At 65.8% G+C, this 26,190-nt stretch carries 21 protein-coding genes; 10 read left to right on the forward strand and 11 right to left on the reverse strand.

All coding sequences use genetic code 11. From position 1 onward, the window contains the following. Positions 1-149: 149 nt before the first annotated feature. Positions 150-1,808 (reverse strand): Ppx/GppA phosphatase family protein, encoded by a 1,659-nt coding sequence (locus tag ACOQPE_RS08140; RefSeq protein ID WP_420611310.1) that lies wholly within the window; start codon positions 1,806-1,808, stop codon positions 150-152. Positions 1,809-1,906: 98 nt separating this feature from the next. On the opposite strand from ACOQPE_RS08140, the gene ACOQPE_RS08145 reads away from it, so the two are divergent. Continuing rightward, positions 1,907-2,317 carry an acyl-CoA thioesterase gene (locus ACOQPE_RS08145; RefSeq protein WP_420611311.1) on the forward strand — a complete coding sequence of 137 codons (411 nt, stop codon included), beginning with the start codon at positions 1,907-1,909 and terminating at the stop codon, positions 2,315-2,317. 43 nt (positions 2,318-2,360) lie between these two features. Here the strand turns inward: ACOQPE_RS08145 and ACOQPE_RS08150 are convergent, their stop codons facing one another. From ACOQPE_RS08150 to ACOQPE_RS08165, 4 genes are all read right to left on the reverse strand, one after another. Beyond that, a complete protein-coding gene (locus tag ACOQPE_RS08150; RefSeq protein ID WP_420611312.1) occupies positions 2,361-6,002 on the reverse strand; it encodes a Calx-beta domain-containing protein in 3,642 nt (1,213 codons plus the stop codon). A gap of 269 nt (positions 6,003-6,271) precedes the next feature. Beyond that, positions 6,272-7,057: an SDR family oxidoreductase gene (locus ACOQPE_RS08155; RefSeq protein WP_420611313.1), complete on the reverse strand. Its 786-nt coding sequence runs from the start codon at positions 7,055-7,057 to the stop codon at positions 6,272-6,274. A gap of 68 nt (positions 7,058-7,125) precedes the next feature. Next, on the reverse strand, positions 7,126-7,437 hold the full coding sequence (locus tag ACOQPE_RS08160; protein ID WP_420611314.1) for a hypothetical protein: 312 nt from the start codon (positions 7,435-7,437) through the stop codon (positions 7,126-7,128). A 10-nt stretch (positions 7,438-7,447) separates the two neighbouring features. After that, complete coding sequence (locus tag ACOQPE_RS08165) at positions 7,448-7,663, reverse strand: hypothetical protein (RefSeq protein ID WP_420611315.1); 216 nt, start codon at positions 7,661-7,663, stop codon at positions 7,448-7,450. Positions 7,664-7,861: 198 nt separating this feature from the next. On the opposite strand from ACOQPE_RS08165, the gene ACOQPE_RS08170 reads away from it, so the two are divergent. The 3 genes from ACOQPE_RS08170 (at position 7,862) to ACOQPE_RS08180 (ending at position 11,671) form a co-directional block, all read left to right on the forward strand. Then, on the forward strand, positions 7,862-9,412 hold the full coding sequence (locus ACOQPE_RS08170; protein ID WP_420611316.1) for an acyl-CoA carboxylase subunit beta: 1,551 nt from the start codon (positions 7,862-7,864) through the stop codon (positions 9,410-9,412). A 145-nt stretch (positions 9,413-9,557) separates the two neighbouring features. After that, on the forward strand, positions 9,558-10,808 hold the full coding sequence (locus tag ACOQPE_RS08175; RefSeq protein ID WP_420611317.1) for an acyl-CoA dehydrogenase family protein: 1,251 nt from the start codon (positions 9,558-9,560) through the stop codon (positions 10,806-10,808). Positions 10,809-10,888: 80 nt separating this feature from the next. Further along, on the forward strand, positions 10,889-11,671 hold the full coding sequence (locus ACOQPE_RS08180; RefSeq protein ID WP_420611318.1) for an SDR family oxidoreductase: 783 nt from the start codon (positions 10,889-10,891) through the stop codon (positions 11,669-11,671). Here ACOQPE_RS08180 and ACOQPE_RS08185 read toward each other — a convergent pair. From ACOQPE_RS08185 to ACOQPE_RS08195, 3 genes are all read right to left on the reverse strand, one after another. After that, positions 11,668-12,510 (reverse strand): alpha/beta fold hydrolase, encoded by an 843-nt coding sequence (locus tag ACOQPE_RS08185; RefSeq protein WP_420611319.1) that lies wholly within the window; start codon positions 12,508-12,510, stop codon positions 11,668-11,670. The genes ACOQPE_RS08180 and ACOQPE_RS08185 overlap by 4 nt on opposite strands. Before the next feature lie 93 nt (positions 12,511-12,603). Next, complete coding sequence (locus ACOQPE_RS08190) at positions 12,604-13,578, reverse strand: crotonase/enoyl-CoA hydratase family protein (RefSeq protein WP_420611320.1); 975 nt, start codon at positions 13,576-13,578, stop codon at positions 12,604-12,606. A 131-nt stretch (positions 13,579-13,709) separates the two neighbouring features. After that, complete coding sequence (locus ACOQPE_RS08195; RefSeq protein ID WP_420611321.1) at positions 13,710-14,288, reverse strand: carboxymuconolactone decarboxylase family protein; 579 nt, start codon at positions 14,286-14,288, stop codon at positions 13,710-13,712. A 143-nt stretch (positions 14,289-14,431) separates the two neighbouring features. Between ACOQPE_RS08195 and ACOQPE_RS08200 the strand changes: the two genes are divergently transcribed. Next, positions 14,432-15,670 carry a cytochrome P450 gene (locus ACOQPE_RS08200; RefSeq protein WP_420611322.1) on the forward strand — a complete coding sequence of 413 codons (1,239 nt, stop codon included), beginning with the start codon at positions 14,432-14,434 and terminating at the stop codon, positions 15,668-15,670. A gap of 256 nt (positions 15,671-15,926) precedes the next feature. Continuing rightward, positions 15,927-17,180 carry an ATP-binding protein gene (locus ACOQPE_RS08205; protein WP_420611323.1) on the forward strand — a complete coding sequence of 418 codons (1,254 nt, stop codon included), beginning with the start codon at positions 15,927-15,929 and terminating at the stop codon, positions 17,178-17,180. Positions 17,181-17,208: 28 nt separating this feature from the next. Here the strand turns inward: ACOQPE_RS08205 and ACOQPE_RS08210 are convergent, their stop codons facing one another. Together ACOQPE_RS08210 and ACOQPE_RS08215 are read right to left on the reverse strand one after the other, a co-directional pair. Continuing rightward, on the reverse strand, positions 17,209-18,429 hold the full coding sequence (locus ACOQPE_RS08210; protein WP_420611324.1) for an HNH endonuclease: 1,221 nt from the start codon (positions 18,427-18,429) through the stop codon (positions 17,209-17,211). A 104-nt stretch (positions 18,430-18,533) separates the two neighbouring features. Then, positions 18,534-18,998 carry a hypothetical protein gene (locus ACOQPE_RS08215; protein WP_420611325.1) on the reverse strand — a complete coding sequence of 155 codons (465 nt, stop codon included), beginning with the start codon at positions 18,996-18,998 and terminating at the stop codon, positions 18,534-18,536. A 169-nt stretch (positions 18,999-19,167) separates the two neighbouring features. Between ACOQPE_RS08215 and ACOQPE_RS08220 the strand changes: the two genes are divergently transcribed. Further along, complete coding sequence (locus tag ACOQPE_RS08220; protein WP_420611326.1) at positions 19,168-19,368, forward strand: hypothetical protein; 201 nt, start codon at positions 19,168-19,170, stop codon at positions 19,366-19,368. Between the two features lie 172 nt (positions 19,369-19,540). On the opposite strand, the gene ACOQPE_RS08225 is transcribed toward ACOQPE_RS08220, so the two are convergent. Further along, entirely contained in the window at positions 19,541-19,951 is a 411-nt protein-coding gene (locus ACOQPE_RS08225; RefSeq protein WP_420611327.1) for a hypothetical protein, read from the reverse strand. 490 nt (positions 19,952-20,441) lie between these two features. Between ACOQPE_RS08225 and cas3g the strand changes: the two genes are divergently transcribed. Genes cas3g through cas7g form a run of 3 tightly spaced genes read left to right on the forward strand, consistent with a single transcriptional unit; the run spans position 20,442 to position 26,147 of the window. Further along, the gene (gene cas3g / locus ACOQPE_RS08230) at positions 20,442-22,856 is read left to right on the forward strand and encodes a type I-G CRISPR-associated helicase/endonuclease Cas3g (RefSeq protein WP_420611328.1); all 2,415 of its coding nucleotides are present in this window, start codon (positions 20,442-20,444) and stop codon (positions 22,854-22,856) included. Next, the gene (gene cas8g1, locus ACOQPE_RS08235; RefSeq protein WP_420608452.1) at positions 22,853-25,192 is read left to right on the forward strand and encodes a type I-G CRISPR-associated protein Cas8g1/Csx17; all 2,340 of its coding nucleotides are present in this window, start codon (positions 22,853-22,855) and stop codon (positions 25,190-25,192) included. Before cas3g ends, cas8g1 begins: the two co-directional genes overlap by 4 nt. Next, positions 25,179-26,147, forward strand: coding sequence for a type I-G CRISPR-associated RAMP protein Csb1/Cas7g (gene cas7g, locus ACOQPE_RS08240; protein WP_420608453.1), 969 nt, complete (start codon positions 25,179-25,181; stop codon positions 26,145-26,147). The genes cas8g1 and cas7g overlap by 14 nt, the downstream gene beginning before the upstream one ends. Positions 26,148-26,190 lie beyond the last annotated feature (43 nt).

Raw genomic sequence — 26,190 nt, forward strand, 5'->3', positions numbered from 1 at the left:
GGCAGCTGCCATGGCACCGGGCGCGCTGCGGCGATGCCGGAGGCGACGGCGTCGGGAAGCCGTCAGGATGACGGGGGAGGGATCAGGCCGGGACGCTATCCGGCGATTCCGCTCGCGCCCGTGCCGGGTCGTGGTGCGCTCGGACCGCGCTAGCGACGGCCAGCGACCGGCTCGGACACCGCCCGGGCGGGCTCCGCGTGGTGCGTCCCGTTGGTGGGGTGAGTAGCCCGTCCGGTCTCGGCGACTTCGGACTCGATCACCACGGTGCGTCCGGTGATCGCGGCCAGCAGCTCACTGCGATTCTGGGCAGTGAACATCTCCACTGAGGTGTCGACGCCGGGTGAGACCCGTGCGAAGAGGCGAAGCTCGCCGTCGTGGTTCGAAGACTGGAGCCCGCCTGCGACTCGCACGCGGGTCACCACCTGACGATTGGAGCGGTCCAAGCCGATGGCGACGCGCAGCATGGCTGCCATCCACCGCACCCTGTCCTGGTCAGCCGAATTCAGCGAGGCGAAGTCGGCATGCTTGGACTTGGGCGCGCTCTTGCGGTGGTAGCGAGCGACTTGGGCGATGATCTCGATCTCGCGTTCGGTGAAGCCGGTGAGGTGCTCGCTGTTGCGGATGATGTAGTAGCTGTGGCGGTGGTGGGCACTGTGGGAGATGAAGATGCCCACGTTGTGCAGCAGCGAAGCCGCTTCGAACAGCTCCCGGTCCTCTTCGTCGAGTCCGTGCAGCCCGCAGAGGCCGTCGAACAACTCCAGCGCCAGGTCGGTGATGTGCTCGGCGTGCCGCAGATCTTCGTGGTAGCTGTTCGCCACATACATCACGCCGGAGCGCCGCAGATCCTCCAAACGGTGGAACGGGTCGAGCTCGGGCGCTGCTGCCCGCCGCATCTGCTCGAAGAGAATGCCTTCACGCAGCGCGTAGTCGGAAACTTCCATGCGCTTGATGCCCAGCAGCTTGAACGTCTCCGCCAGCAGCAGCGCGCCGCCCACGATGATGTCTGCCCGGCGTTCCTCCAACCCCTCGACAGAGAGCCGGCGAGCAGGTGTCGCGGCGTCGGTGAGGTCGGTCGTGAGCGATCGGAGCTCTTTGCGTGTGAATGACAGCCTCCCGGTGCGGTTGTCGCGATCGCCGCGCCGGATCGCGCACATGCGTGCCAAGGCGATGATCGTTCCCGACGAGCCGACGGCGGTTTCGAAGCCGAGTTCCGCGACTTCTGCCGGCAGGTGGCCCAGGAACGATCTGATGTAGTTGCGGCACTCGTGCACCGAGCGCTCTCGCGTGCGGCCTTCTGGGAAGAAGCGATCGGTGAGCCGGATCGATCCGAGCTTGAGACTGCGCAGCAGCAGCGGTTCGGCGCCGTCGCCGACGATGAACTCCGTAGAGCCGCCGCCGATGTCGATGATCAGGTGCCGCTTGTCGAGCAGCGGCACGGCTGCCAGCACGCCGAGGTGGATCAGCCGGGCCTCCTCGACTCCAGAGACCACCTCGATGTCGACGCCGGCCTCGGACAGGGCCCGTGCCACAAACTCGCCTCGGTTGTCGGCCTCCCGCACCGCGCTGGTGGCCACCGCGGTGACTGAAGTGGCGCCGGCGTGGTCGGCGATGCGTCGCATCCGATCCAGCGTCGAGACGCCGCGATCCATGGCATCGAGCTCGAGACGCTTCATGTCCTCGCCGCCCGAGCCCAGCCGGACCGGTTCGCGTTCGCGTGTCAGTACTTCGAAGTGGCCATCTGCGTCGATCGATGCGACGACGAGGTGGAACGAGTTGGTTCCGACGTCGATCGCCGCGATGACGCTCACGCACCGCAACGCTAGAGGGAGCAGTGCGCGGCCCAGATGATGTCGGCTCAGCGATGGTTGCGGCCAGCCTGTCGTGGCGCGCCACTAGCGTTCTGCCGATGGCGACACACGCGACCCAGATCGTGCCCCGATTCGGCGAGCTGGACCCGTACAACCACGTCAACCATGCGGTCTATGTGTCGTACTTCGAAGCAGCCCGCTGCCTGGCGCTGGAATCCGCCGATCTTGCACTGCCGGACCTGTCAGATCAGAACGTCCAGATCGTGGTGACCAACCTCGAGGTGCGTTTCCGGGCGCCGGCGACCGCCCGCGACACGCTGCGCGTCGAGACCGAGCTGGTCGAGCGCCGCCGTGCGAGCACCCGCTGGCAGCAGCGAATCATCCGCGAAGCAGACGACGCGGTGCTGGTCGAGGGCAACCTGACCGCGGCCATCTGCGACAACGACGGCAAGCCCCGCCGTCCGCCGCCAGGCTTGATGGACAAGTTCGACGCGCTCGCTCCCGGCTAGAGGCTCGAACCTATACCGGCATAGAGGAACTCGGCCGCTCCGGCTAGTCGTTGTCGGTGATGGTGCCGATGCCTTCGCCGTCGGCGATTGCTGCTTGGACTGCGGAGTACAGCACGACGGTGAACGTCTCGTCGCCTTCGGGGCTGCTGTCGTCGACTGCTGCCACGGTGATGGTCTTGGAGGTCTCGCCGGGGTTGAAGGTGAGCATCCCGTAGGCCTGCGCGAAGTCCGCGAAGGTCGCCGACAGCCCGGCCCCGAACGCGGGCCGCGCGTAGTAGTGCACCCACACATAGCGGCCGCTGGCGGGGCTGAGCGTCACGGTGAACGTCAGCGTGCCGCCCTCGCCCGCCGTCGCGTCGCTGATCGACAGCGACGGCGTCGCGTTCACCGCCGTCGGAGGCGGCGGGTCGTCGTCGGACACCGCGACCGTCGCTGTGCCCGCAGTCGCGGAGACGGTGTAGCCGCTGCCGGCATCGACGGTGACGGTGGCCGTCCCGTCGGCCTCGTCGGCGCTGTCGTTCGTAGTGGTCACTGTGAGCGTCGCGGTGCCCGACGTGCCGACGGTCACCGTGCGCGGTCCGGTCGCGACGCCGAAATCGCCGGACTGGGACACCGACACGTCCACCGTCAGCGGCGCCGACGGCGCAGGAACAGCAGACACAGTGAAGGTCGCGTCGCCGCCCTCGGTCACCCCTGCGCCCGCCGCGACGCTGATCTCGGGGATCACAGGCGGCGGGTCGTCGTCGTCTGCCACCGCGACCGTCGCTGTGCCCGCGGTCGCCGACACGGTGTAGCCGCTGCCGGCGTCCACAGTTGCGGTGACCTGCCCGTCGGCCTCGTCGGTGCTGTCGTCGGTGGTGCTGACCGTGAGCGTGACGCTGCCGGAGGCCGGGACCGTGACGGTCCGGGTCCCCGGCGACACACCGAAATCGCCGGACTGGGCCACCGAGACATCCACCGTCAGCGGCGCCGACGGCGCAGGAACAGCAGACACAGTAAAGATCGCGTCGCCGCCCTCGGTCACCCCGCCGCCCCCGGCGACGCTGACCTCAGGGTCAGGCTCAGGATCGGGCGTCACCGGATCAGGGTCAGGGTCGGGTGTCACCGGGTCGGGGTCGGGGTTGTCAGCGGTGGTGCAGCGTTGCAGCGCGTCGTTGATGGGCGCCCAGCCGGCCCAGCCCTTGCCGTCGCTGAAGTCCCTCGCTTCCTGAGCCGTGATCGTGTCGTGGGTCACCCCCGGCGGCTTCGCCGGCAGGTCCTCGGCGCCGAGCGTGTTCAGGATCCGCCAGAACAACGCCGCGTTCGACCCGTGGCTGAGATGCCACTCGAACGCCGCACGCGCCCGCCTCACGCCCTCGCCGGCATCGCAGGGCACCGCATCGTCCTGCGCCGACACCGAGTCCAGGCTGTCGTCGCCGCCGGAGGACGCCAGCACCGTCACCGTGGTGAAACACGTCCACGACACGGTGTTCACCTGCCGCGCCCGGCCAGGCTCGCCCGGATCCACAATGGGTACGCCGTGCCGGTTGTGGCCCTCTACTCGAGGGGCCCTGTAGGGCCGTGCGGGAATCACCTGCTCAGCCGCCTTGCAGTTCGGCGCATCCGGGTCATAACCCGTCTCGGGATACGGAACGTTGTACGGGGAGGGGTCGCCCCAGTTGATCTTGAAGTTCTTGCCCACCGACGGCGTGCACAGCCTGATCGGAATCGACACCGACCCGCCAGCCCGCAGGTTGCGATAGTGCCAGTGCTCGTCCCAGCCGTGGTTGTCGTGGTTGTCGTAGTCATTGTCGACGCCGCACGAACCCTTCAAGTTGTCCCGAGCAGTGCCATCGGAAATCGTGAACAGCACACGATTGCCGTGCACACCCGGCGGCACCGGCAGCACCACGTTCACCACCCGGCCGTGGCCGCCGAACTGCACCGTCGCCGTCTCCGGCGGACGCTTGTACTGCAAGCCCTGCGGTTCGGCGACCTGGAAGATGCCCGACAGTCCGACATAGACGTTGTTCATGCCCTTGGGGATGTCGCCCTGGTCGATCGGGTTCTGGCCCGGGTCGCCGCCGCCCCAGCGCGTCTGGCTGGCGCCCAGCGGCCTGTTGGGCTTCTTGGTGCCCGCGGTGGCATGCGTTGTGCCGGTCCGGGTGCCGGTGTTGGGCCCCCGGTTGTTGGTGGAAACGTTGCCGTTGGCCCGCCGATGAGCGCCGTGGCTGTTGTCGTCCCAGGTGCCGTCCCAGAAATCGTTGTAGTCATCAGCGATCCTGGGACCGTTCAGCCAGTAGATCGGCGTCGAGAACGGCGTGTGGCTCGGCTCGCCGGCGACCATGATGCCCGTCGCGGTATGGGCCGCCGCGTCCACCGTCGCCGTGGAGCCCACCACCCGGAACGTCGACGAGTACTGGCGGATGTCCGCATGACCGGTGCCCGCGCCGCTGACCCGGTTGCGCACGAAGGTGTCGTAGGTGGAGATGGTGCTGGCGGTGGCGTCGCGCTCGTTGTGGGTCTTGAACAGCAGTCGGAACTGCTCGCCGGGGCCGACGCCGCTGGGCTTGAGGGCCCAGTTGTCAGGCACCAGGCTGACGTTCACGATCTGCACAGTGGCGTACTGCCCCTGGTTCGTGGCGTCCTGCTGGGAGCCGATGGTGATCCCCGCCGGAATCGCGCCGAAACCCATGACGAAGGTCTCGTAGTCCTCGATCTCGCCGTCCGCCGGCACGGGAACGTCGAAGGTGTGGCTGGTCACGCCCGCCGGCACCGTCACCGAGTGCGCGGCGGAGACATCGGTGCTGCGCGCAAATGGACTTTGTTCGGCGTAGTCCACGCTGATGTCATTGGTCAGGTCGGCGTCGCAAGTCTGGAAGACAATCTCGAAGGTCTGCTCCGCCGCCGTGGGCGAGCCGAAGGTCAGCGTCGGCCGCAGCGAGTCGCCCTCCCGCACGTTGTAGTCGCCGCGGCCGAACCCCACCGTGTTCTCCGCCGCAACCGGCCCGATCGGGCCGACGATCGGCGAGTAGACCCGCGTCCTAACGTTGTTTCCGTCGTGGTACTCGACACGGAGCCGCAAGTAATAGCCGGAGTCCGCTTGCGTCAGGGTGTAGCTCTGGGAAGTCGCGCCGATGATCTGGGTAAACGTAGCCCTTCCGGGTGTAGCTCTTCTCTGCCACTCGTAGCTGAACGTGCCGTTGCCGTCGGCGTCGTCGCAGACCCGATGCCCCGTCAGGGTGCCGTTCACCGAGGGCTGGCCGCCGATCCGAAACGCGGCCTGGCCGGAGTTCTCAACGATCGTCACCGTGTATGTGGTTCCTGAGCCCAGGTTGTAGTCGGCGCCGTCGTTGATGGCCAGAATGATGGTCTCGCCGCTGTCGGGGACCGCGTCGCCCAAGGCCGCAATTGGGAATTCAACATTGGTGAACCTCGCCGTACCCGCCGGAATAGTGAACGTCCCGGTCCCTTGGCCGCAGTCCGCGCCGGCGATGGTGTAGTCCGTCCCGCAAGTCGCCGTGCCGCCAATGGTGTAGCTGACGGTCAGGGGTGCAGTGAGATTCTGGTTGACCTGCAAATTTGACCCTGGTACCTCTGACGACTCCAGTACGACATCAGCTAGTACGCCCCACCACACGTTCGGGACACTCTGCGCCTCAGCCCGCCCGGCCGGCGTCACCGCCACGACCGCGACGAGCAGCACCGCGACAGCCGCGAGACGTCCCCCCAAAGCGCGCCTCACGCGCCTCGGCCGCCCAGCCGAACCAAACAGGGGGGGGGGGAACTCCTCAGCCCAGACCCGAAGTCTGCGAACACCCATACCAAGCCTCCCTCGCCCGCGCCGACGCACGCTCACACTCACCATATTGTCGGAGATCAGCGAGCCGAAAGCAACCCTCGAAGGCTCCTGATTCTGTCCAAGCCGGTGGAGCTGACGGAACTCGAACCCGTGACCCCCTGCTTGCAAGGGGGCTATACGACGGGGCACAGACCGCCGTCGATGTTGATTGCGGCGCCGGTGACGTAGCTGGCGGCGTCGCTGGCGAGGAACAGAGCCAAGTTGGCGAACTCCTGGGCGTCGCCCATGCGGCCGATGGGAATCCGCTCGCCGACCGCTGCGGTGTACTCCTCGAACGTTTCGGCGGGCTGCATCCGCTCCCAGCGGGCCTGCCACTGGTGGGTCACGAGCAGGCCTGTGTTGAGCGCGTTCACGAGCACGCCGTCGGCTGCGAACTCCGACGCAAGCGCCTTGGTCATCGCCATGCCCGCGGCGCGGGTCGCAGAGGTCGGGCACGTCTGCGCCCTCGGCGCTTTGGCCTCGGCATTGAGCGAGTTGATGATCCGCCCCCAGCCCTGGCTGCGCATGTACGGGATGCAGAGCCGGCACAGTCGGATCGCCGAGAACAGCTTCAGGTCGAGATCGTCATGCCAGTCGTCGTCGGTGATTTCCAGGAACGGCTTGGCGTGCGACGTCCCGGAGTTGTTGACGAGGATGTCCACCGGACCGCAGACCTCCACCGCTTCGGCGTGCGCCCGGGAGACCTCGTCCGCCACGCGTACATCGGCCGAAATCGCTGTGTGAGCGACATCTGGGTTCGCATCTCGGAGCGCGCCGAGCGTCTCGTCGAGCACGGTCTGGTCGCGGGCCACCACTGCCACCGCGGCACCCGCAGCAGCGAACGTCTTGGCCATCGCCCGTCCCAGACCCCGGCTGCCCCCGGTGATCAGCGCTGTGCGGCCGTCAAGTCTCAATTCCATACGCGAACGATATGTGAAGGCGGTGATCTGTACGCGTTGCCGGTCGGCTGGCTCGGCTTGGGTCGGTGCTAGCTGGGCAGTGCCTCGAGGGCGCTGGCTACAAGTGACTTGTGCATCGCCGACAGGCGCCGCCTCTCGGCCTCGGGAAAGTTCTTGCCCGATCCGTACTTGCACCAGAGCTCGGCGTAATTCGGAGCGCCGCCGGCGGCGATGACGCGGTCGATCTCGGCGGCCGGCACGGCGACGCGGCGGTCCGGGTCGGGCCCCCCGATGATCTCGCCCCACTCGATCATGCAGTAGATGTCGAACAGCTCGACGCCGAGCCGCTCCGCAGCGATCCCCGCTCGCACGGGGTCATCTTCAGGTACCAGATGCCGCATGGTCGGGGGTCTAGCCATTGTGATCTCCGTTCATTTCGAGAATGTCCGCGAGCTCGTCCCAGAGCTTACGCGTGATGAGCAATTTGGCGGCCTCTGCAACCCGCTCTTCGTGTGCGCTTCGAGCTCTCGCGATTGCAACGTCGAGCGCGTACAACACTGCCAGCGCCTCGTCTCCATTCAATTCGATGAGGCCGGGAAGCCACACATACGGCTCATCTGCTGACATCGCTGAGAGAATAGATTGAGAATTATTGAAATATACTATTGTTTTCTGACAGGCGCGGCGATCAAGCTGCTGGTCGGTCCCACTGCCGGCTGAAGCGGGCGGGATGCCCGTCGGGCTCGGCAGGCAGGCACCCCGAGCGCAGCCGTACCCTTTGTGCGGGTTCGCTGCGTCGGGGCGAGCCGCCAGAACGGGGGTTGCATGAGCTGGGAGCCTGAGATCGCTGAGCTGCGCCGCCGCGAAGCGTTCGCTGAAGCGCTGGGCGGGCCCGACAAGGTCGAGCGGCAGCACTTCTTCGGCAAGATGACCGTCCGCGAGCGCATCGATGCCATGGCGGACAAGGGCTCGTTCCACGAGATCGGCAAGACAGCCGGCGTTGCCGAGTACGACGATCACGGCAATCTCGTCCACCTGACGCCGTCCAACTTCATCTTCGGCCTTGCGCGCATTGACGATCGGCCTGTTGTCCTGTCCGGTGATGACTTCACCGTGCGCGGCGGCTCCTCGGACGCCACCATCCCCGCGAAGCGCGACGCCGCCGAGTCCATGGCGTATGAGATGCGTCTGCCGCACATCCGCCTGGTGGACGGCATGGGCGGCGGCGGCTCGGTCAAGTCCATCGAGATGGCGGGCCGCACCTACATCCCCGAACTGGCGGGCTGGGATGTCATCGTGAACCACCTCTCGGTGGCACCGTCGGTGTCGCTGGCGCTGGGATCGGTTGCGGGTATCGGCGCCGCCCGGGTGGCCACCGCGCACTACTCGGTCATCGTGCGCGACACCGCGCAGATGATGATCGCCGGGCCGGCCCTGGTCGAGCAGGCGTCGCTGGGCGATCACGGCAAGGAAGAACTCGGCCACGCGGACATCCATACGGCCAATGGCGCCATCGACGATGTGGTGGACAGCGAAGAGGAGGCGTTCGATCGCGCACGCCGGTTCCTGTCGTTCCTGCCTGCCAATGTGGACGAGCTGCCCGAGCGGGTGCTGAGCGGCGACAGCCCGCAGCGGCGCGACGACGAGCTGATCTCTATCGTGCCCCGGGAGCCACGACGCGTCTACAAGATGCGCTCGATCATCGAATCGGTCTGCGACCAGGGCAGCTTCTTCGAGATCGGCAGTCGCTGGGGGCGGTCGATCATCACTGGACTGGCACGCCTCGACGGATGGCCGGTGGCGATCTTCGGTGAGGATCCCTACGTGTACGGCGGCGGCTGGACAGCCGACAGCTGCCGCAAGCTCATCCGCCTGCTCGACACCGCTTCTACGTTCCACCTGCCGGTGGTGCACCTCGCGGACTGCCCGGGCTTCTTGATCGGCAAGGAATCCGAGGAGAGCGGCACGATCCGGTTCGGCTCGGCGGCGCTGGCCGCACTGGGCCAGCTCACCGCGCCGTTCGCCTGTGTGGTCATCCGCAAGGCATTCGGCGTCGCGGGTGCGGCCAACAACCAGCCGGGCGCCCGCAGCTTCCGGGTGGCATGGCCCTCGGGCGACTGGGGCTCGCTGCCCATAGAGGGCGGCCTCGAGGTGGCGTACAAGCAGGATCTGGCCGACAGCGACACGCCCGACGAGCTGCTCGAAGAGATCCGTGAGCGGCTCAACAGCGTGCGCTCGCCGCACCGCTCGGCGGAGTTCTTCGAGATCGAGGAGATCATCGACCCCCGCGACACCCGTCCGGTGCTGTGCGAGTGGGTCGATCTGGCCCGCCGCTCGCTCCGGCCCGGGCCGAGTACCTTCGGCTACCGGCCGTAGCCGAACCTTTGGACACGGCGGCTACCGGCCGTAGGCCGGGGCCGAAGCGACCAGCACAGCGGGTATCGACCCTGAGCCAACCTTCCTGTCGCGTGGCAGACTCAGCGGCGAGCTGAGCTGAATCTCAAGCAGGGGAGCGCACGTCATGGATCCCACCTACACCGACGAGGCCGAGGACTACCGGGAGAAGATCCAGGCCTTCCTGGCAGAGCACCTGCCCTCGAACTGGTCCGGCATGGGCACCCTCGACGACGAGGCTGCAGACCGCTTCACTGACGAGTGGCGGGCGCTGCTGTCGGAGAATCAGCTGCTGGCCGTCTCGTGGCCGGTCGAATACGGCGGAGCGGGGCTCAGCGAGGTCGAACGGATCGTGCTGGCCGAGGAATTCGCCAAGGCCGGCGTCCCCACCGGCGGCAACAATGACGGCTTCAGCATCACGATGGTCGGCAACGCCATCATCGAGTGCGGCACCGAGGAGCAGAAGCGCCACTTCCTTCCCAAGATCATCTCGGGCGAGCACCGCTGGTGCCAGGGCTACAGCGAGCCCGACAGCGGCTCGGACCTCGCCAACCTGGGCACACGCGCCGTGCTCGACGGCGACGAGTGGGTGATCAACGGCCAGAAGATCTGGACCTCCAGCGGCCACACCGCCAACTGGATATTCGTGCTGTGCCGCACCAACCCCACCGAGGCCAAGCACCGCGGCATCTCGTTCCTGCTGGTGCCGGTGGATCAGCCCGGTGTGGAGATGCGCCCGATCATCAACATCAACAACCGTCACGACTTCAACGAGGTGTTCTTCACCGACGCCAAGACGGCGAAGGAGAACGTGGTCGGCGACGTGAACGACGGCTGGCGGGTGGCGAACGTGCTGCTGGGCTTCGAGCGGGGCCATGGCGCCACCACCGATGCGCTGCGCTTCCGCGACGAGCTCGACCGGATCAAGGCCGAAGCCGTCGACCGGGGCGCAACTGACGACCCGCTCATGCGCCAGGATCTGGCGCGGGCCCACACCAAGGTCGAGATCATGCGGTGGATGGGCCAGCGCAACGTCACCAACGTGCTGGCGGGCGACGCACCAGGGCCCGAGTCGTCGCTGCACAAGCTGCTGTGGAGCGAGTATCACAAGTGGGTCACCGAGCTGTCGATGGACCTGCTGGGCATGGAGGCGACCGCGCCCAGCGGGCATCCCGCTGCGCACGGCATCAGCACCGATGCCGTCGGTGTCGAGTTCTCGTCGCTGGCGTGGGTGCAAACCTTCATGGGCGCACGCCCCGGCACGATCTACGCCGGCACGTCGGAGATCCAGCGCAACATCATCGGCGACCGGGTGCTCGGGCTGCCGCGTGAACCGCGTGCCGACGGCGGCCCGTGGAACGAGATCGGCAAGACCTGATCCGGGCAGAACGAGACCTGTACGAGCGAGGCGCGCACGCGCACACACCTATGACCGAAGAGGACTGAAGGGGACTGATCATGGAACTGCGACTGGACGGCAAGACGGCGCTGGTGACCGGCGGCTCCGCCGGCATCGGCAAGGGCATCGCGAAGTCGTTCGCCGATGCGGGCGCGAACGTGATGATCACAAGCCGCAAGGCCGACAAGTGCGAGGCGGCAGTGGCCGATCTGGCCGAGACAGCGAGCGGCGAGGTGAGCTACATCGCGTCGCACATCGGGCACCTCGAAGAAGCCGAGCGGGTGATGGACGGCACGATCGAGCGATACGGATCGCTGGACATCCTGGTCAACAACGCGGCCACGAACCCGTGGGCTGGCCCCATGATGGACTGCGACATCCCGCGGCTCGACAAGACCTACGAGGTGAACCTGCGCGCACCGCTGCAGTGGTCGCAGGTGGCGTGGGACAAGTGGATGGGCACCCACGGCGGCTCAGTCATCAATATCGCCTCAGTGGGCGGGCATCACACCTCTGAGGCGCTGGGCGTCTACTGCATGTTCAAGGACGCGCTCATGCACATGACCCGCCAGCTCGCAGCCGAGATGGGGCCGAAGGTGCGGGTGAACTGCATCGCGCCCGGGCTGATCCGCACTGACTTCGCTCGTGTGCTCTGGGATGGACCCCGCGGGAAGATGATCGCCGACCAGCTGCCGCTCAAGCGGCTAGGCGAGCCGTCCGACATCGGCGAAGCTGCGCTGTTCCTGTCTGCTGCCGGCTCGTGGATGACCGGTCATGTGATGGACATCGACGGCGGCGAGTGCGTGAAGATCTCCGGAGAGCTGCCGCTCGAAGAGGGTTAGGGCGCGCTCAACGCAGCGAGCCAGTCGGCAACTGCGCGGGGCTCCTCGACCATCGCGTTGTGGCCGAGGCCGCTGAACACGTGTGGCTCGGCGACGCCTGCCGCCAGCGGATTCGTTGACGCTGCAGCGGTCAGATCGTGGTGATGCTCCGGGGTGACCACCGGGTCGCGCCCGCCGAGCGCCATGACGACCTGGCACTTCGCCGCCGCGAGCAGGCCTGTCACGTCGGGCGGCCCGACGCCGACGGTCGCCGGGTCTTGGGCGACGCACCAGCCGGCCGCCGAGTCGGGCGAGTTCTCGTGTGCCGGCTCGTCGCCGGCGCTGAGGCGGCGTTCGCTGCCTGTGCGCATCACCCCGGCCTCGATGGCCATCCCGATGCGCTCGTCATCGGTCTCGACAACTCGGTGCAGGCCCGCCAGCTTCATGAACCACTCGACGGCGTCGGCGCGTTCACTGAACTCCCGAGGCGGCCGGCTGGCGAGCTCGGCGATGCGGCCGACCTCCTCTGCCGACCACCGCAGCTTGACGCCGATGGTGGCGGCGAGTTGGGGCGGCGTTCCGAACCATCCGCTGGCGAGCGCCAGGCCCACCACGCCTCCCATCGAATGCCCGGCGACGATGTACGGCGTGCCCCTGTGATCACGTTGCAGCGCCTCGGCCACGTCGGCTGCCATGGCGCCGAAGGTGTAGGGCTTGCGCCAAGGCGCCTCGCCGTGCCCGCGTATGTCGGGCGCGTACACCGTGACGCCATCTGCGCGCAGCAGTCCGGCTACGCCGTCCCACACATGGCGGTTGGCGCCCAGCCCGTGCAGCAGCACCACGACCGGTTGCTCAGCCATGGGTGCACCTTCCGTGCTGCCCGATCTGCGCGTGCTGCCCGTGCAGTCCGTTCCGGTCGCGATCACCGCCGGCCTCGCTACTGGTGACGCCACTCATCGGGGACGCTCGCCGTAGTCGCCATGGGGGGCGTCGCGCTCGGCGATTACTTGGCGGAAACCCTTGGTCTCGAACGACTCGGCCCAGCGGTAGGCCTCCTCGGTGTGGCGGGTCACGCCGTCGAAGAACGTGCCCAGAAGCTGGCTGGTGCGCAGGCCCATGTTCTCGTAGGCCTGATTGATGAGCAGCTTGTTGAGCGCGAGCTGGTTGGCGGGGATGTGAGCCAACCGCCGCGCGAACGCCTCGACCCGCTCGCCGAGTTCGTCGGGCGGGTACACGTAGGCAACCAGACCGATGCGATGGGCGGTGTCGGCGTCGATGGCATCGCCAGAGAGCAGGAACTGCTTGGCGTGCTCGAGGCCCAACCGGTACACCCACATCATCGTGGTGGGCGTGCCGTAGATGCGGGATGGGGCGTAGCCGATGTGCGCATCGGAGGCCATGAACAGCAGGTCGCAGCACAGGATCATGTCGGTGGCGCCGCCGATCGCCCAGCCGTGGATTTGGCCCAGTACCGGCTTGGGGCACTCCCAGATCTTCATGAATCGTTTGACGTTGTGGCCCATGAACTGCCAGTCGCGAACCGGGTCCCAGGCGCCTTCGCGCGGCTTGGGGCCGGGGGCGCTGTACGGGCTGCCCCATGAGTCGTACAGCTCGTCGTGCGCCCCGCCGCTCGAGGTCTGCCCCGACGCGGTCGGAGTGCCGCCGCCTGGATTCAGGTCGTAGCCGGCTGTGAGCGTGGGGCCGTTGCCACGGAGCACGATCGAGCGCACGTTGCGCGACGCCGTCGCCCGGTCGATGCCGTCTGCCACACCGGCAATGACGGCTTCGGTCAGCGTGTTCATGCGCTCGGGCCGGTTCAGCGTGATGAACGCGACCGTGTCGACCTCGTCATAGAGCACCACCGGCTCGGGCTCACTGGTGCCTTCAGTCCCTCCGGCGGTTCCCGCGTCTCCCGCGTCGGAATTCATGGCGCGGACGCTAGCTGCGCGCGCCCGGCGCATGGCTGCGAGGGCCGGCGGGCGGCGGAGGACCGGGGTGTTTCGGGCGGTGCGGCGACGGAAAACGGGCGAGCTTCGGCCGGTGCACGTCGGCCGACGGTTCAGGACTGAGATGTTTCTGGCGGTGTGGGCCAGCCGGGGATGCCTTCTTCGAGTTGCACGCCGGCGCTGTTGTTGAAGCCGCACACCATGCGGTAGCAGCCCGACACGGCGAGAAGCTGGCACATATCGGCGGCGCTGTAGTGCTGCGACGCCTCGGCCCAGGCCGAGTCGGAAACGCAGTCGTCGGCACACAGATCGTCGACAAGCTGGAGCATGGCGGCCTCGGCGGGCGTCCAGTGGCCTTGAGAGATGGGGCGCGTCGCGTCGTAGAGCTCTGCTTCGTTCACGCCGTCGACGAGCGCCACAAGGCCGTGCTGTGCGAACGTGTATTCAGAACCGCAGTTCCAGCATGTGCGCAGCACGGCGATCTCCACGTCGCGCCGGGTGAGTTCGTCTTCGAACTGGAGCAGGATGGTCTGGGAGAACATGCCCATGGCCTTGGAGACGAGGCGATTGTGCGCCATGGTCGCTCGCATGTTCACCACGTTTGCAGGCGACGATTTCATTGCCTCGCGTGCGAGCTCGGCCGCCCACTCCAGGGGCTCCAGCCGCGGCTCAGATGGTCGGTTCAGATGCATGCTCCGAGCCTACGACGCTCTCCGTACACCAGTGCATGTCCAACGTCGGCGGCGATGCTGAAGCCGAGCCAGCGTCCTGTGCCGAACGCCTGACCTACGCTGGCACCATCTGAGACCGTTGGGCCTCGGGTGAGGGGGCTGCTGTGAGTGCGACGACCGGTGTTGATCACGGTGATGTCGAGCGCGATTTCGACATCTTCAGCGACGAGTACATAGCAGACCCGTCGCTGGTCTGGGACGAACTGCGCACTGAGTGCCCTGTCGCGCACAGCGACCGCAATGGCGGCGGCTGGATGCCCACCACCTGGGACGACATCGCGGCGGTGGCCTACGACACCGACAACTTCAGCTCGCGTGATAGCTCGGTGGCCCAGACGCCCGAGGGCGCGTCGTTCATCTCGGCCCCGCCGATCACGTCAGATCCGCCGTTCCATGCGGACGCACGTCGGATGCTGCTGCCGTTCTTCTCGCCCAAGGCAGTGGAGGAGCTTGTGGAGGTGACGCGCAGCATCGCCCGTGAGCGCCTCGGCGTCATCGCGGCCGAGACGGGGGCAGACCGGGGCGGCTCGGGAGTGATCGATGCCGCCGACACCTTCTCCAAGTACATCCCGGTGCGCGTGATCGCCCGCATTTTGGGACTGCCCGAGTCGGACGAGCCGATGTTCACCCGCTGGGCGGTCGCCGTGCTGCAGGCCACGCCCGAGGAGCACGACCACCGGGCCCTTGCGACCCGTGAAGTGCTGAAGTACTTCGGCGACCTCGTCGACGCTCGCCGTGAGGAACGTGCGGATGATCTTCCCTCGAAGCTGATCGACACACCGTTGCCGAACGGCGACCCGCTCACCAATCGCCACATCATCGGTGTCGGTTTCCTGCTGCTGCTGGCCGGCATCGACACCACGTGGAGCTCGATCTCGGCCAGCCTGCTGCACTTGGCGACCCATCCCGACGACCGCGAGCGTCTGCTGGCCGAGCCTGAACTGCTGGATTCGGCGATCGAGGAGTTCCTGCGGGCCTATGCACCGGTGACGATGGCACGGATCAGCGCCACCGACGAGGCCGAGATCAGCGGCTGCCCGGTTCCCAAGGGCGACAAGGTGTACCTGCCGTTCGGTGCGAGCAATCGCGACCCCGCCATGTTTGACCGTCCCGATGAGGTGCTCATCGACCGAGCCCACAACCGGCACGTCGCCTTCGGCATCGGCATCCACCGCTGCCTGGGCTCGAACCTTGCCCGCATGGAGCTCAAGGTGGCGCTCGAGGAATGGCTCGCACGCTTCCCCAACTTCGAGCTCGCCACCGACGCCGACAGCCGCAGCGCCGAATGGGGCGGCTCACAGATCCGAGGCCCCCGCAACCTGCAGATCCGCGTCGGCATCTGAGCCCCGGCCAGACGCCGACTTCTGGCGTCAAGCGACCAAGACGCCAGCTCGTATTCGTTGACGTCGCCGCTTGGGCTCGGCGCGTACGAGACGTTTTGCTGCTGCCTTTGAACGCTCCTTGTTTTCGTGCCTCTAAATCCTTGGAAATATGACCTCTAAATCCCTAGATCTCGCATCTCTAAATCCTTGGAAATATAACCTCTAAATCCCTAGAAAAATAGTCTCCAAATCCCTAATTCAAGTTACGATACCCAACATGCTGCAATCCATCGACCGGCGTATAGCCGCAAACGTGCTGGATCGGTTGCGCGACGAGCCGGTGGTGGCGTTGCAGGGACCGCGCACCGTGGGCAAGTCGACTCTGCTCGCCGACATAGCCCGTCGCCATGGTGTCCAGGTGATCGATCTCGACCAGCCAGCGGTACGCGACGCAGTGTCATCCGATCCCGCAACTTTCGTTTCGGGGCCCGCGCCCGTGTGCATCGACGAATTCCAGAAGGCACCTGTAGTGCTCGATGCCATTAAGGCCGAACTGAACCGGAACCTTGCACCAGGGCGGTTCGTCATCACCGGTTCGACGAGATTCGACGCCTTGCCGACCGCAGCGCAAGCGCTGACCGGGCGCATTCACATCGTCGACGTGCTGCCGTTCTCGCAGGGTGAGATGACAGCGCACGCCGAGGACTTCTTGACGACTGCACTAAACGACCCCGACTCACTCGTGTCGCCGATTCAGTCGAACTCCACTCGCGCCGACTACATCGACCGGCTCTGTGCCGGAGGCATGCCGCTTGCCGTCGCTCGAACCCCCGCAGGCCGTCGCCGGTGGTTTGACGACTATGTCCGGATGTCATTGGAGAGGGACATCCGAGACTTGACGAATGTCCGCCACGGCGAACTGTTGCCGGCGTTGCTCAGGCGTCTCGCGGGTCAGACGGCACAGGTGCTGAACATGGCACGGGCCGGCAGCGCTGTCGGCCTCAAGGCCGCCACGACCGAGACGTATACGAAGCTGCTCGAGGCCCTGTTCCTCATCCGTCGGCTGCCTGCATGGGGTAGGACGCTGCGGGCACGTGCGGGCGCATCGCCGAAGGTGCATGTGCTCGACAGCGGCTTGGCTGCGCGCCTGCTGGGATTGACGCCCGAACGTCTGGTTGGGCCAGATCCGGCGGCGCGAGTGGAGTTCGGTCATCTCTTTGAGACATTTGTCGTCGGCGAGCTGCTCAAGCAGGCGTCGTGGACCGAGGACATCGCGTCCGTGGGTCATTGGCGGACTCACGATGGCCAAGAGGTCGATCTGGTCACTGAGCGCGTGGATGGATCCGTTGTCGCGTTCGAGGTCAAGGCTGCGTCGCGTATCGAACGTCGTGACGCCAGCGGCCTGCGTGCGTTGCGCGAAACACTGGGCGACAGCTTCCTGGCGGGCGTCGTTGTCTGTACAGGCGAAATGAGCTACCGCTTGGAAGATCGCATCTGTGTAGTCCCGGCAGATCGCCTCTGGAGCGCCTGATCCGTTAACCCGCGGACTCGTCCGGCGCTCAGGCTGGGGGTGCTCTTGGGGACCTGCTGTCACCCGTCGCCGGCGGCGTGGCGGGAGAGCGCAGTTCGTAGCGGCCGGTGCCGGGCACTGGTTCGACGGTGTGGCCGTGGTCGTGGATCTTGTGATGGCAGTCGTTGCAGACCAGCACGAGGTTGTCGTAGTCGGTACGGCCGCCGTGCTGCCATTCGATGATGTGGTGCGCCCGGCAGTAGTCGGGCGACACGTCACAGCCGATGCAGCCCTGGTCACGGAGTGCGAGCGCGGCACGCTGCAGCTCGGTGGCGGTGCGGCGGCTGCGGCCCATGCGCAGGTCGCCGGTTGCGTGATTGAAGATCGCCGGCAGCACCTGTGCATCGGCGGCAATGCGGCCGATCTCACCGATGGGGATGGGGGTGCCGTCTGACAGGCGAGCGTTGGTGAGCCGGTGGTTCACGGCGTCGTAGTCGGCCACCACCAGCAGTGAGGTGCCGACTGGCCGCGCAGCCTCGGGCTCGAGCATCAGCATGGCGATCGCATCCGCAGTGCGCTGGGTGTGCGACGGACGTGACTTGGGGTCTTCGTTGCTGTAGAGGCGCCGTTCTGCCGCGGCGATCGCGGTCGCCAGCCGGGCTCCGGTGACCGGGTCGAACTGGGCATTGAGCACCACCATGCCGTCGTGCCGGCTGGTGAAGACCTTCCCTGAACGCGCCTGACGCTGTCGCTCCAGCAGAGAGGCGCCGTCATCGGCGCTCGCCTCGGCTTGGTGGCGGGCGACGGTGCGGCGGAACTGGTCGTACCCCTCACGCTGAGCCCGGTCGGCCAACCATGCCTCGTCGATGGGCCCCTCGGTAGACGCGCGGGCGATCAGCTGAGCGTGCCCGTCGGGAATCGTGCCTTCCTCGAGACCGCTGCGAGTCGCGTCGAGGTCGCCGAGCGCCACGCTGAGCTTCACATCGCTGCGCGCCGCCCGCCCCGGAATCCTCAGTGTGTCCTTGGCCGTCTGTTCGGCCGTAGCGGCATCAGTACGCCGGGTCAGCTCCCGCAGCGTCTCGCTGCGCAGCGCGGCCAGCGCCGACGTCGCCCGGCCGATCTCGGCCAACCTGCGATGCAGCGCAGCATCGGACAGCGCAGACACCGCCACGGCATCGACCCGCACCTCGACACCGGCAGACGCCTCAGGTGAGGCACCCGCAGCAGAGGAGTCGCCACCGCCAACCCGGTCGCTGCCGTCCGTTTCCATAAGAACAACCGTACGAAGGGGGTGTCACAAGTACCGCCGCAGAGGCGAAATCGGGCACCGGCTCGACGGCGTCCGCCCTATGGAGCGGTCGTCGCGGCTCGTGCTCAGGACTGCTGGCTCGAGTGGGCGGCGCCGTTCAGGAGCAGGGTTTCGATGCGCGCGAGACGTTCGGCATGATCGAGCAGCACCGCACCGACCTCGGTCCGGAAGTCATGCAGTTCGGTGCGCAGCGACCCGATCTCGTCTCGCATCTCGGTGCGCAGTGATCCGATCTCACCGTTGATCTCCTCTCGCAGCTCGGTTCGCACAGAGATGATGTCGGAGCGGAGCGTGTTGAAAGCTGTGACGGCTGCCAGTGTCATGGACGCGATCAGCGCGGCGATGATCGTGACAGCCGCCGTCGGGCCGAAGAAAGCCCGGCGCTGACTGGCGCGCGAACCTGACATCGGCGGCGGTTGTGTGCTGTTCGTGCCATCGTCGTGCTCGCCTGCGGGCTCCCGGGACGCAGCCGCGCCGTGCTCGTCCTCTGCCTCGCTGGCCGCGCCTGCTGTCGCGGACTGCTCGTCCACAGCCTGAATGGTAGCCACGTGCCCTTCCGCTGCTCGGCGAGCCATGCGTCCCGAACGTACGGCCATTGATCCGGCACATTCCAAAGGTTTTCAATGCCTCTCGCGCCTGCCGCTCGAACGGATCGGTCTTGGCAGCCGGCCATTTCCTAGCCATCTAGAGTCTGCGGCAATGGGGCAAGCAGTGAGACGCCGGCAACAACCCGTCAGAGTGCTGCTGGCCGAAGCCCTGATCTACCTCATGTGCGGGCTGATCGTGCTGCTCCTGTGGCTGTTCGCGTTGGCAGCGTGGTACCCGTCCAGCAGCGCCGTCGATCCGTTGATCCATCCGAATGCAGGCTGTCCCGACCGGATGGCGTGCCTGTCCCTGTAGGGGTGGCCTGTCGCACCCACCGCAGGGGAGCCATCGCTGACAACCTGCTCTTCGCCGTTCGTTTCCATGAGAACAACCGTATGAAGGGGGTGTCACAAGTACCGCCGCCGAGGCGGAATCGGGCACCAGCTCGACGACGTCCGTCCTGTGGAGCGGTCCTTGTGGCTGGAGCTCAGGACTGCTGGTTCGGGTTGACTGCGCTGTTCAGGAGCAGGGCTTCGATGCGCGCGAGACGTTCGGCATGATCGAGCAGCACCGTCCCGACCTCGGTTCGGAAGTCATGCAGTTCGGTCCGCAGCGATCCGATTTCGTCTCGTGTCTCGGTCCGTACCGAGAGGATGTCGGAGCGGAGCGTGTTGAACGCCGTGACGGCTGCCAGCGTCATGGACGCGATCAGCGCGGCGATGATCGTGATTGCTGCCGTCTGGCCGGGGAAGGGACGGCGCCTGCTGGTGCGATGGTCGGCAGTCGCGGCCGGTTGCGTGCTGCCCCTGCCGTCGTCGCTCCCGCCCGTCGGCACTCGGGATGCGGTTGAGTCATCCGGGCCGTCGGCAGCCTCCGTGGCTGCGGGCTGCTCCTCCACAGACTGAATGGTAGCCATGCGTTCTCCCGCTGCTCGGCACGCGATGCGCCTCGAATGTACGAATGCCGATTCAGTACATTCAAATGGTTTTCAAGTCATCTCGCGTTCGTCGCTGGAACTGGATCGCTGTGGTGATGCTGTCGCTGCCGACGGCGGAGCACCGCGGCATGCCGCCATCGACCATCTCGGCCCTTGACCCCCTGCCTGTGCCGCAAACGGCCGATTCGGCAATACGCCGACGCGCTGTTCAGAAGTGTGGACACGAGACTGCCCGACTGCGGCATCAGGCGATCGGTGACCTGTAGATGCTGAGCACCTCTGAGCAAATTCACTCAACGCGATCCACTGGATGCAGGTCATCACGCGGTGGTCACCGTTCGTGTCACAGCCCCCGACCAAACTGTGATCAATGGTCCACGACGCCGCCTCAGATACAAATCGGCCTGCGCGCGTGCCCAGTTCCTCGCCTCGGTATGGATCGACTCTCGCGGTGCGGTCCGATCTGACGGTAGAGGAGCTGTACCTGCAAGCGACAGGGTTCAGGCCGTATGGATTTCAGCGACGTGTTGCTGACGACGGACTTCCCGAGTTGTTGCGAGTCCCGACAGGTTGCGGCAAGACGGAAGCCGTCGGCTTGGGATGGCTCTATCGCCGACGCGTGCATCCGGACATCCAAGTCCGCACTACTACGCCCCACTGGCTTGTCGTTGCGCTGCCGATGCGAACCCTCGTAGAGCAGACCGCCGATCGATTCGAATCGTGGCTCAAGCGCCTTGGCATGGATGGCGACATCGCCCTTCACAAGGTTCAAGGTGGGGCTGGCTGGAGCGACGACGACTGGCGGCTCAGTCCCGATCGTGACGCTGTGTTCGTTGGGACCATCGACATGCTGCTGTCCCGAGCTCTCAATCGCGGGTACGCCGATCGCCGGTGGCATTGGCCTATGGCATTCGGGGGGTTCAACAACGGAGCGCACTGGGTGTTCGACGAGATCCAGCTGATGGATGTCGCCACGCCCAACACCCGCCAGCTCCAGTCGTTCCGTGACTCCTTCGGCACGGCTCTGCCGACGTCGAGCACGTGGATGTCTGCCACTGTGGATGAGCGGCTCCTGAGCACGGTAGATCGGCCTGACATCGGGTCCACGATCGAACTCGACGATCAAGATCGACGTGGTGCCCTCAGTCGTCGTTTGGATGCGCTCCGGACCGTCTCAGAGATCGACCTGCCGCTGAAATGGCCGGAGCGAACTCTCGCAGAACAGCTGGTTGACCGCCACCAACCAGGCACCCTCACGTTGGCAGTGTTCAACACAGTTGACCGAGCGACAGCTGCCTGGAGTGCGCTAAAGGAGCTCGGCCCAGACGCCGACGTGGTGCTCCTGCATTCTCGTTACCGGCCCGCCGACCGTGAGGCGCACACGGCGGCTGCTCTGTCCCCACCGGGTCCGGCGGGAAAGATCGTTGTCAGTACGCAGGTTCTGGAAGCTGGCATCGACCTCTCATCAGCGGTCCTGTTCACCGAATCTGCGCCGTGGCCATCGATCGTGCAGCGCGCCGGGCGCTGCAACCGAGACGGCGCACGAGACGACGCTCAGCTGTTGTGGGCGATGCCGCCCAAGTCTCTGCCTTATGAGGAAGACGACGTGCATGCGTCGGCCTCAGCGCTTCGCTCGCTTGAAGGGGAACGAGTATCGACCACGAGATTGCAGAACGCTGACGTACGCACAGTCGACCGGATCACGCCCGTGATTCGACGCAAGGATCTGATCGATTTGTTCGACACCACTCCAGATCTGAGCGGTAACGATGTCGATGTCGCCCGGTTCATTCGTGACCGAGGCGATCGCACGGTCCAAGTGGCATGGCGCGAAGTCGCCGACAAGCAGCCTTCGGGGGCATCACCGCGTAGGGATGAACTCTGCGGCGTGCCGATAGCCGAGCTCGTGCAATGGTTGCGGAAGGGCAATTCGGGGAGAGGCAATTCGGCATGGTTCCTCGATCACTTGGCTCGCGACCGCGACCAGCCCTGGGCGGAATGCAAGGCTGGCGACCTGCGCGACGGGGTCGAAGTGGTGCTCGATGCGAGCGAGGGTGGATATGACTCAGAAATTGGCTGGAATCCAAGGAGTAAGGAGCCGGTGGCCGTCGTCACTCCACCCGGCTCGCCATCGGTTGGCGCTGGGTCGTTACCCGACGAAGACGTCGCAGTGGCTGACGAACCAGCGTCACTCGCTGACGCTTGGTATCCGCTGACCGAACATCTCATCGATGTCGAGCGTGAGTGCACCACGCTGCTCGAGGCGTTCGGAGCTGTCGGTCTGACCGCCGAAATGCACCATGCCGCAATCGTCGCCGGACGGCTACACGACATCGGAAAGGCATCGGAGGTGTGGCAACAGGCGGCACTGGCAACTGCACGCGATGACGAGCGAGATGATCTCCAATCAGGCGGTCCATTTGCCAAGACGGGCAACCGCACGCCATTGCGCTTCGATCCACCATTCTTCCGGCACGAGCTTGCGTCGGCCCTGGCCCTGATGAGTGAGGGTGCGTCCGCATTGGGTGACCACCGGGAAACCGATCTAGTGATCTACCTCGTCGCGTCGCACCACGGGCGCATCCGTCTGTCGATCCGTCGGCCGCCCTCAGAACTCGGCACCGATGATCAGGCCGTCACCACGCTCGGCATCGCACCCGGGTCCGAACTACCGGAGGTAGATCACGGCGACGGGACGATTCCGGCGACTCAACTCACGATTCCGACAGGGCGCGATCGGTACGAGCGACGCGCGCTCGCCTTGCGAGACCGCTCCGACCTCGGCCCGTTTCGGCTGGCATTCCTTGAGATGGTCGTTCGCTGCGCGGATTGGCGGGCAAGCCGCAACGTTGGCCAGGCCCCATGAACACGGTCCATCTACACGGGTGCAGAGCCGAGCCCTTGCTTGGCTACCTGACAGGTCTCGGGGTCATCCGACTGGTGGGCGAGCAACTCGACCCAGATGCATCGGCCAGATGGGATGGTGATCACTTGGTCATCTCCGGCACGTACCTGAGCGAGACCAATCTCGTTGACTTCTTTGCTGAGGACTACAAGCCCACTCCGGCAGTAGCCCCTTGGAACAGCGGGGGCGGCTTTCAGGATGCGGGCAAGCCCACCTCCCCATCCGCACAAAGAGTCGTCGAGATGGTCAGAAACAGTGACTTGGCGCGGCTAGGCCCGTACCGCGAAGCGATAGCCGCCGCCGACGAGGCACGGCACAGGGCACGCCGACTCGGGCTGACCAAGGACGGCAAGGTCCTCAAGCAAGGTAAGGCGCCGCTCATTGAGCTGTGCCGCGGTTCGTTTCCGGACGAAGCACTCGCTTGGCTGGATGCATCGGTGGTCCTGCTCGACGACGACATTCGCTACCCATTGATTCTCGGCACCGGGGGCAACGTCGGCAGGATGGACCTGTCGGCAAATTTCTTGGAGCAGCTAGAGACAGCAGGGCTCTTGGAGGATTCGCCGAATCAACCGATGCGGGGGCGCATTGACGCCCCCACATCGAGAGCGCTTCTTCGTCATGCCCTGTTTCGAGTCGGCGAGGTTCGATTCGTTCCTAGCAGTACCAGCCAATTCGACCCAGGTGCCAAGGGCGGCCCAAATTCCTCCGCGGTCGGGGATGGCAAGGCTCTCGCGAATCCGTGGAGCTTTGTGCTGGGTATCGAGGGAGCCATGGTGTTCGCCAGCGCAGCTGCTCGGCGGCTCAGTGTTGAGAGCCAAACGGGCGGCAGCAAGGCCAGCATGCCCTTCACAGTCGATGCAACGGCGAGTGGCTACGGTTCAGCCTCAACAGGTGAGAACGTAAAGGGTGAGTTGTGGGCACCGTTGTGGCGCAATGACTTGTCTCATCGTGAGATCCAGCACCTGATCTCAGAAGGGCGATCTCAGTGGGGCCGCAGTCAAGCTCGCTCGGGGCTTGATTTCGTTCGAGCCACGGCGACGCTCGGCGTTGATCGCTCCATTGACGAGTTCGTTCGTTATCTCATCGGCGTTCGGGATGGGCAGAGTCCGCTGGCCGTACCCGTCGGGCGATTCAAGGTTCGCGATCGGGTGAGACCTGAGGCCGATCTCTTGCGTCAACTCGATGGATGGGGCGGCAAGGCACGATTCAAGTTCAACAGGGTGCCTGCAGCGGTCAGGTCTGCGCTGAACTCTCTCGAGCGGGAGCAGTTCGCGGTGTCGACGTTTGGTGGCGCTGCCCGTCTCCAGACGGTGCTTGCCGTGCTCGCCGAGACGGAACAAGCCGCGTCCCGGTCAGCCAAGTATCGGCAGGACCGACGTCTTGAGCCGATTTCGGGGCTCTCAGCCCGAGAGTGGGTGCCGAAACTCAACGATGATTCCGTTGAGTTTCGGATCGCAGCAGGCCTTGCTTCGCTGAGCGATCGCATGTCTGCGGGGCGGCCCACCGCCGCGGAGGCGGTGGGCGGAAGCCTCATGACGCTTCTCCGTCCGGTCGTCCTGACCTCATTCGGTTTGGGTTGGGCGAAGGGCGGGCCGAGAGTTCCGAACCTCGGCCGTCGCCCGCTGTTCGATGTCCTCAACGATGTCGTGGGCGCTCGGGCTGCTCTCGCGTGCTCAGCGCGATCAGGTATCGACGCTTCGGATCAAGTCGCAGGCCTGCCCTTCGCATTCGACTACGGACTCGGCGTTGATCTCGCCGACATCGGGCGCCTCCTGCATGGGCAGGTCGATGAAGAACGCCTAGGTGCGATTCTCAGCGGCCTGCTGCTTCTGCAATGGAAGGACTCGTTCAGTGTCATCGGGCATGATCTGGCCGTCCCCGATGATCCAGTCGCCCGACTCCATGCTGCGAGCGAGCCCGCCTATGTGGTGCTCGCTCCCTTCTTCGCAGGGCGATTGCCGGTCGCGCCGACCGACGCAGAACCAAGACCCAACCGATCAATCGCGGTACACCCGCGACCCGAGTGGGTCGGAGCAGTCCGCACTGGGCATGCCCACGCCGCAGCACGATCTGCTGCGCGACTGTTGCGCGGGCGCGGCTGGAGGCTCATCGTCGACAGCTTCGAACGGTCCAATGTCGCGCGCAGCCGGTTGGCAGCGGCGCTGTTGCTGCATCTCGGCCGGGGCGACGGTGATCTGCGCCAGATCCGTTTTCTGCTCAATCACCAATGCACAGTCGGAACTCGCTGGATTGCGAGTCGAGAGAGTCAGGAGTCAAGCAATGAGCAAACGTGAAATGCACGCGATCGAGTTGAGGGCCGTGCCCTCGGATCGCTTTCAACCCACCGGCTTCCCAGACTTGGGCGCAGCCAAGTTCGAGAAGCCGGTCGGCAACAGCGAGTGGGTCGACGCCATCCTCGTTGAATCCGCTCAGTCCATGGCGAATCGGTTCGAGGCCGTGGGCTGGAGTGAGGCGCTCCACGAGCCGATATCGACGCTCAAGGGATTGCCATGGATCAAGGTCGTAGCCGAAGACGACAGTCGATACTTGACATCGAGCCGCACTGAGGCGCATCGGCTGGCTTCGGCATTCGTCAAGGAATCGATGAATGCCAAAGGCGAGGACATGGTCACCAGCCTCGGCACCCTCCTTGAGCTGTCTGACGACACCCCTCTCGCGGCGAACCGCATGGCTGCTGCCATCTTCGCCTTGGACCCCCTGTGCCTGATCCACGGTGTCTTCTTTGCCGACGCGAAATGGCCTGGCCAGCCCAAGGTTGCTCGCGCACTCACCGGCTTCATCGAGGCTGTCGATGTCAAAGAGGCCTACTCCGGCGGTGTGAAGCGAGATGATGTTCGGCACAAGATCGGCCAAGGGGACAGCGGATCCACCGAAGGGTACGGCTCCGTCCCGTATCACCGAACGGAGTACACCGCCCGCTCAATCACGCTGTATGTGTCGATCGACATAGGCCAGATCGAGGCGTATGGCCTCTCTCCGGAGGCAACAAACCTGTTGCTCGCCGTGGCCCGCTGGCAGGTCCGCACACTGCTCGACAGCGGACTGCGTCTACGCACAGCCTGCGAATTCGAACCGCGAAACGACGACGAGACGATCGATCTCGCGGACAGCGAGACCCTGGCGTCGGAGATACGAACTCTCCTTGACCAAGAAATTCCCGAGCTCAGAGACCTGGCTGAGCCTCCGATGATCGTCCGGTGGTCAGATGGGAAGAAGCGCCCAAAGTGACCACGGTTCTCCGGCTGGAGTTTCCGTGGGGCCGGTATCACGC

The sequence above is a fragment of the Candidatus Poriferisodalis sp. genome (assembly GCF_965219595.1).
In the GTDB taxonomy this organism is placed as follows: Bacteria; Actinomycetota; Acidimicrobiia; order Acidimicrobiales; family Poriferisodalaceae; genus Poriferisodalis.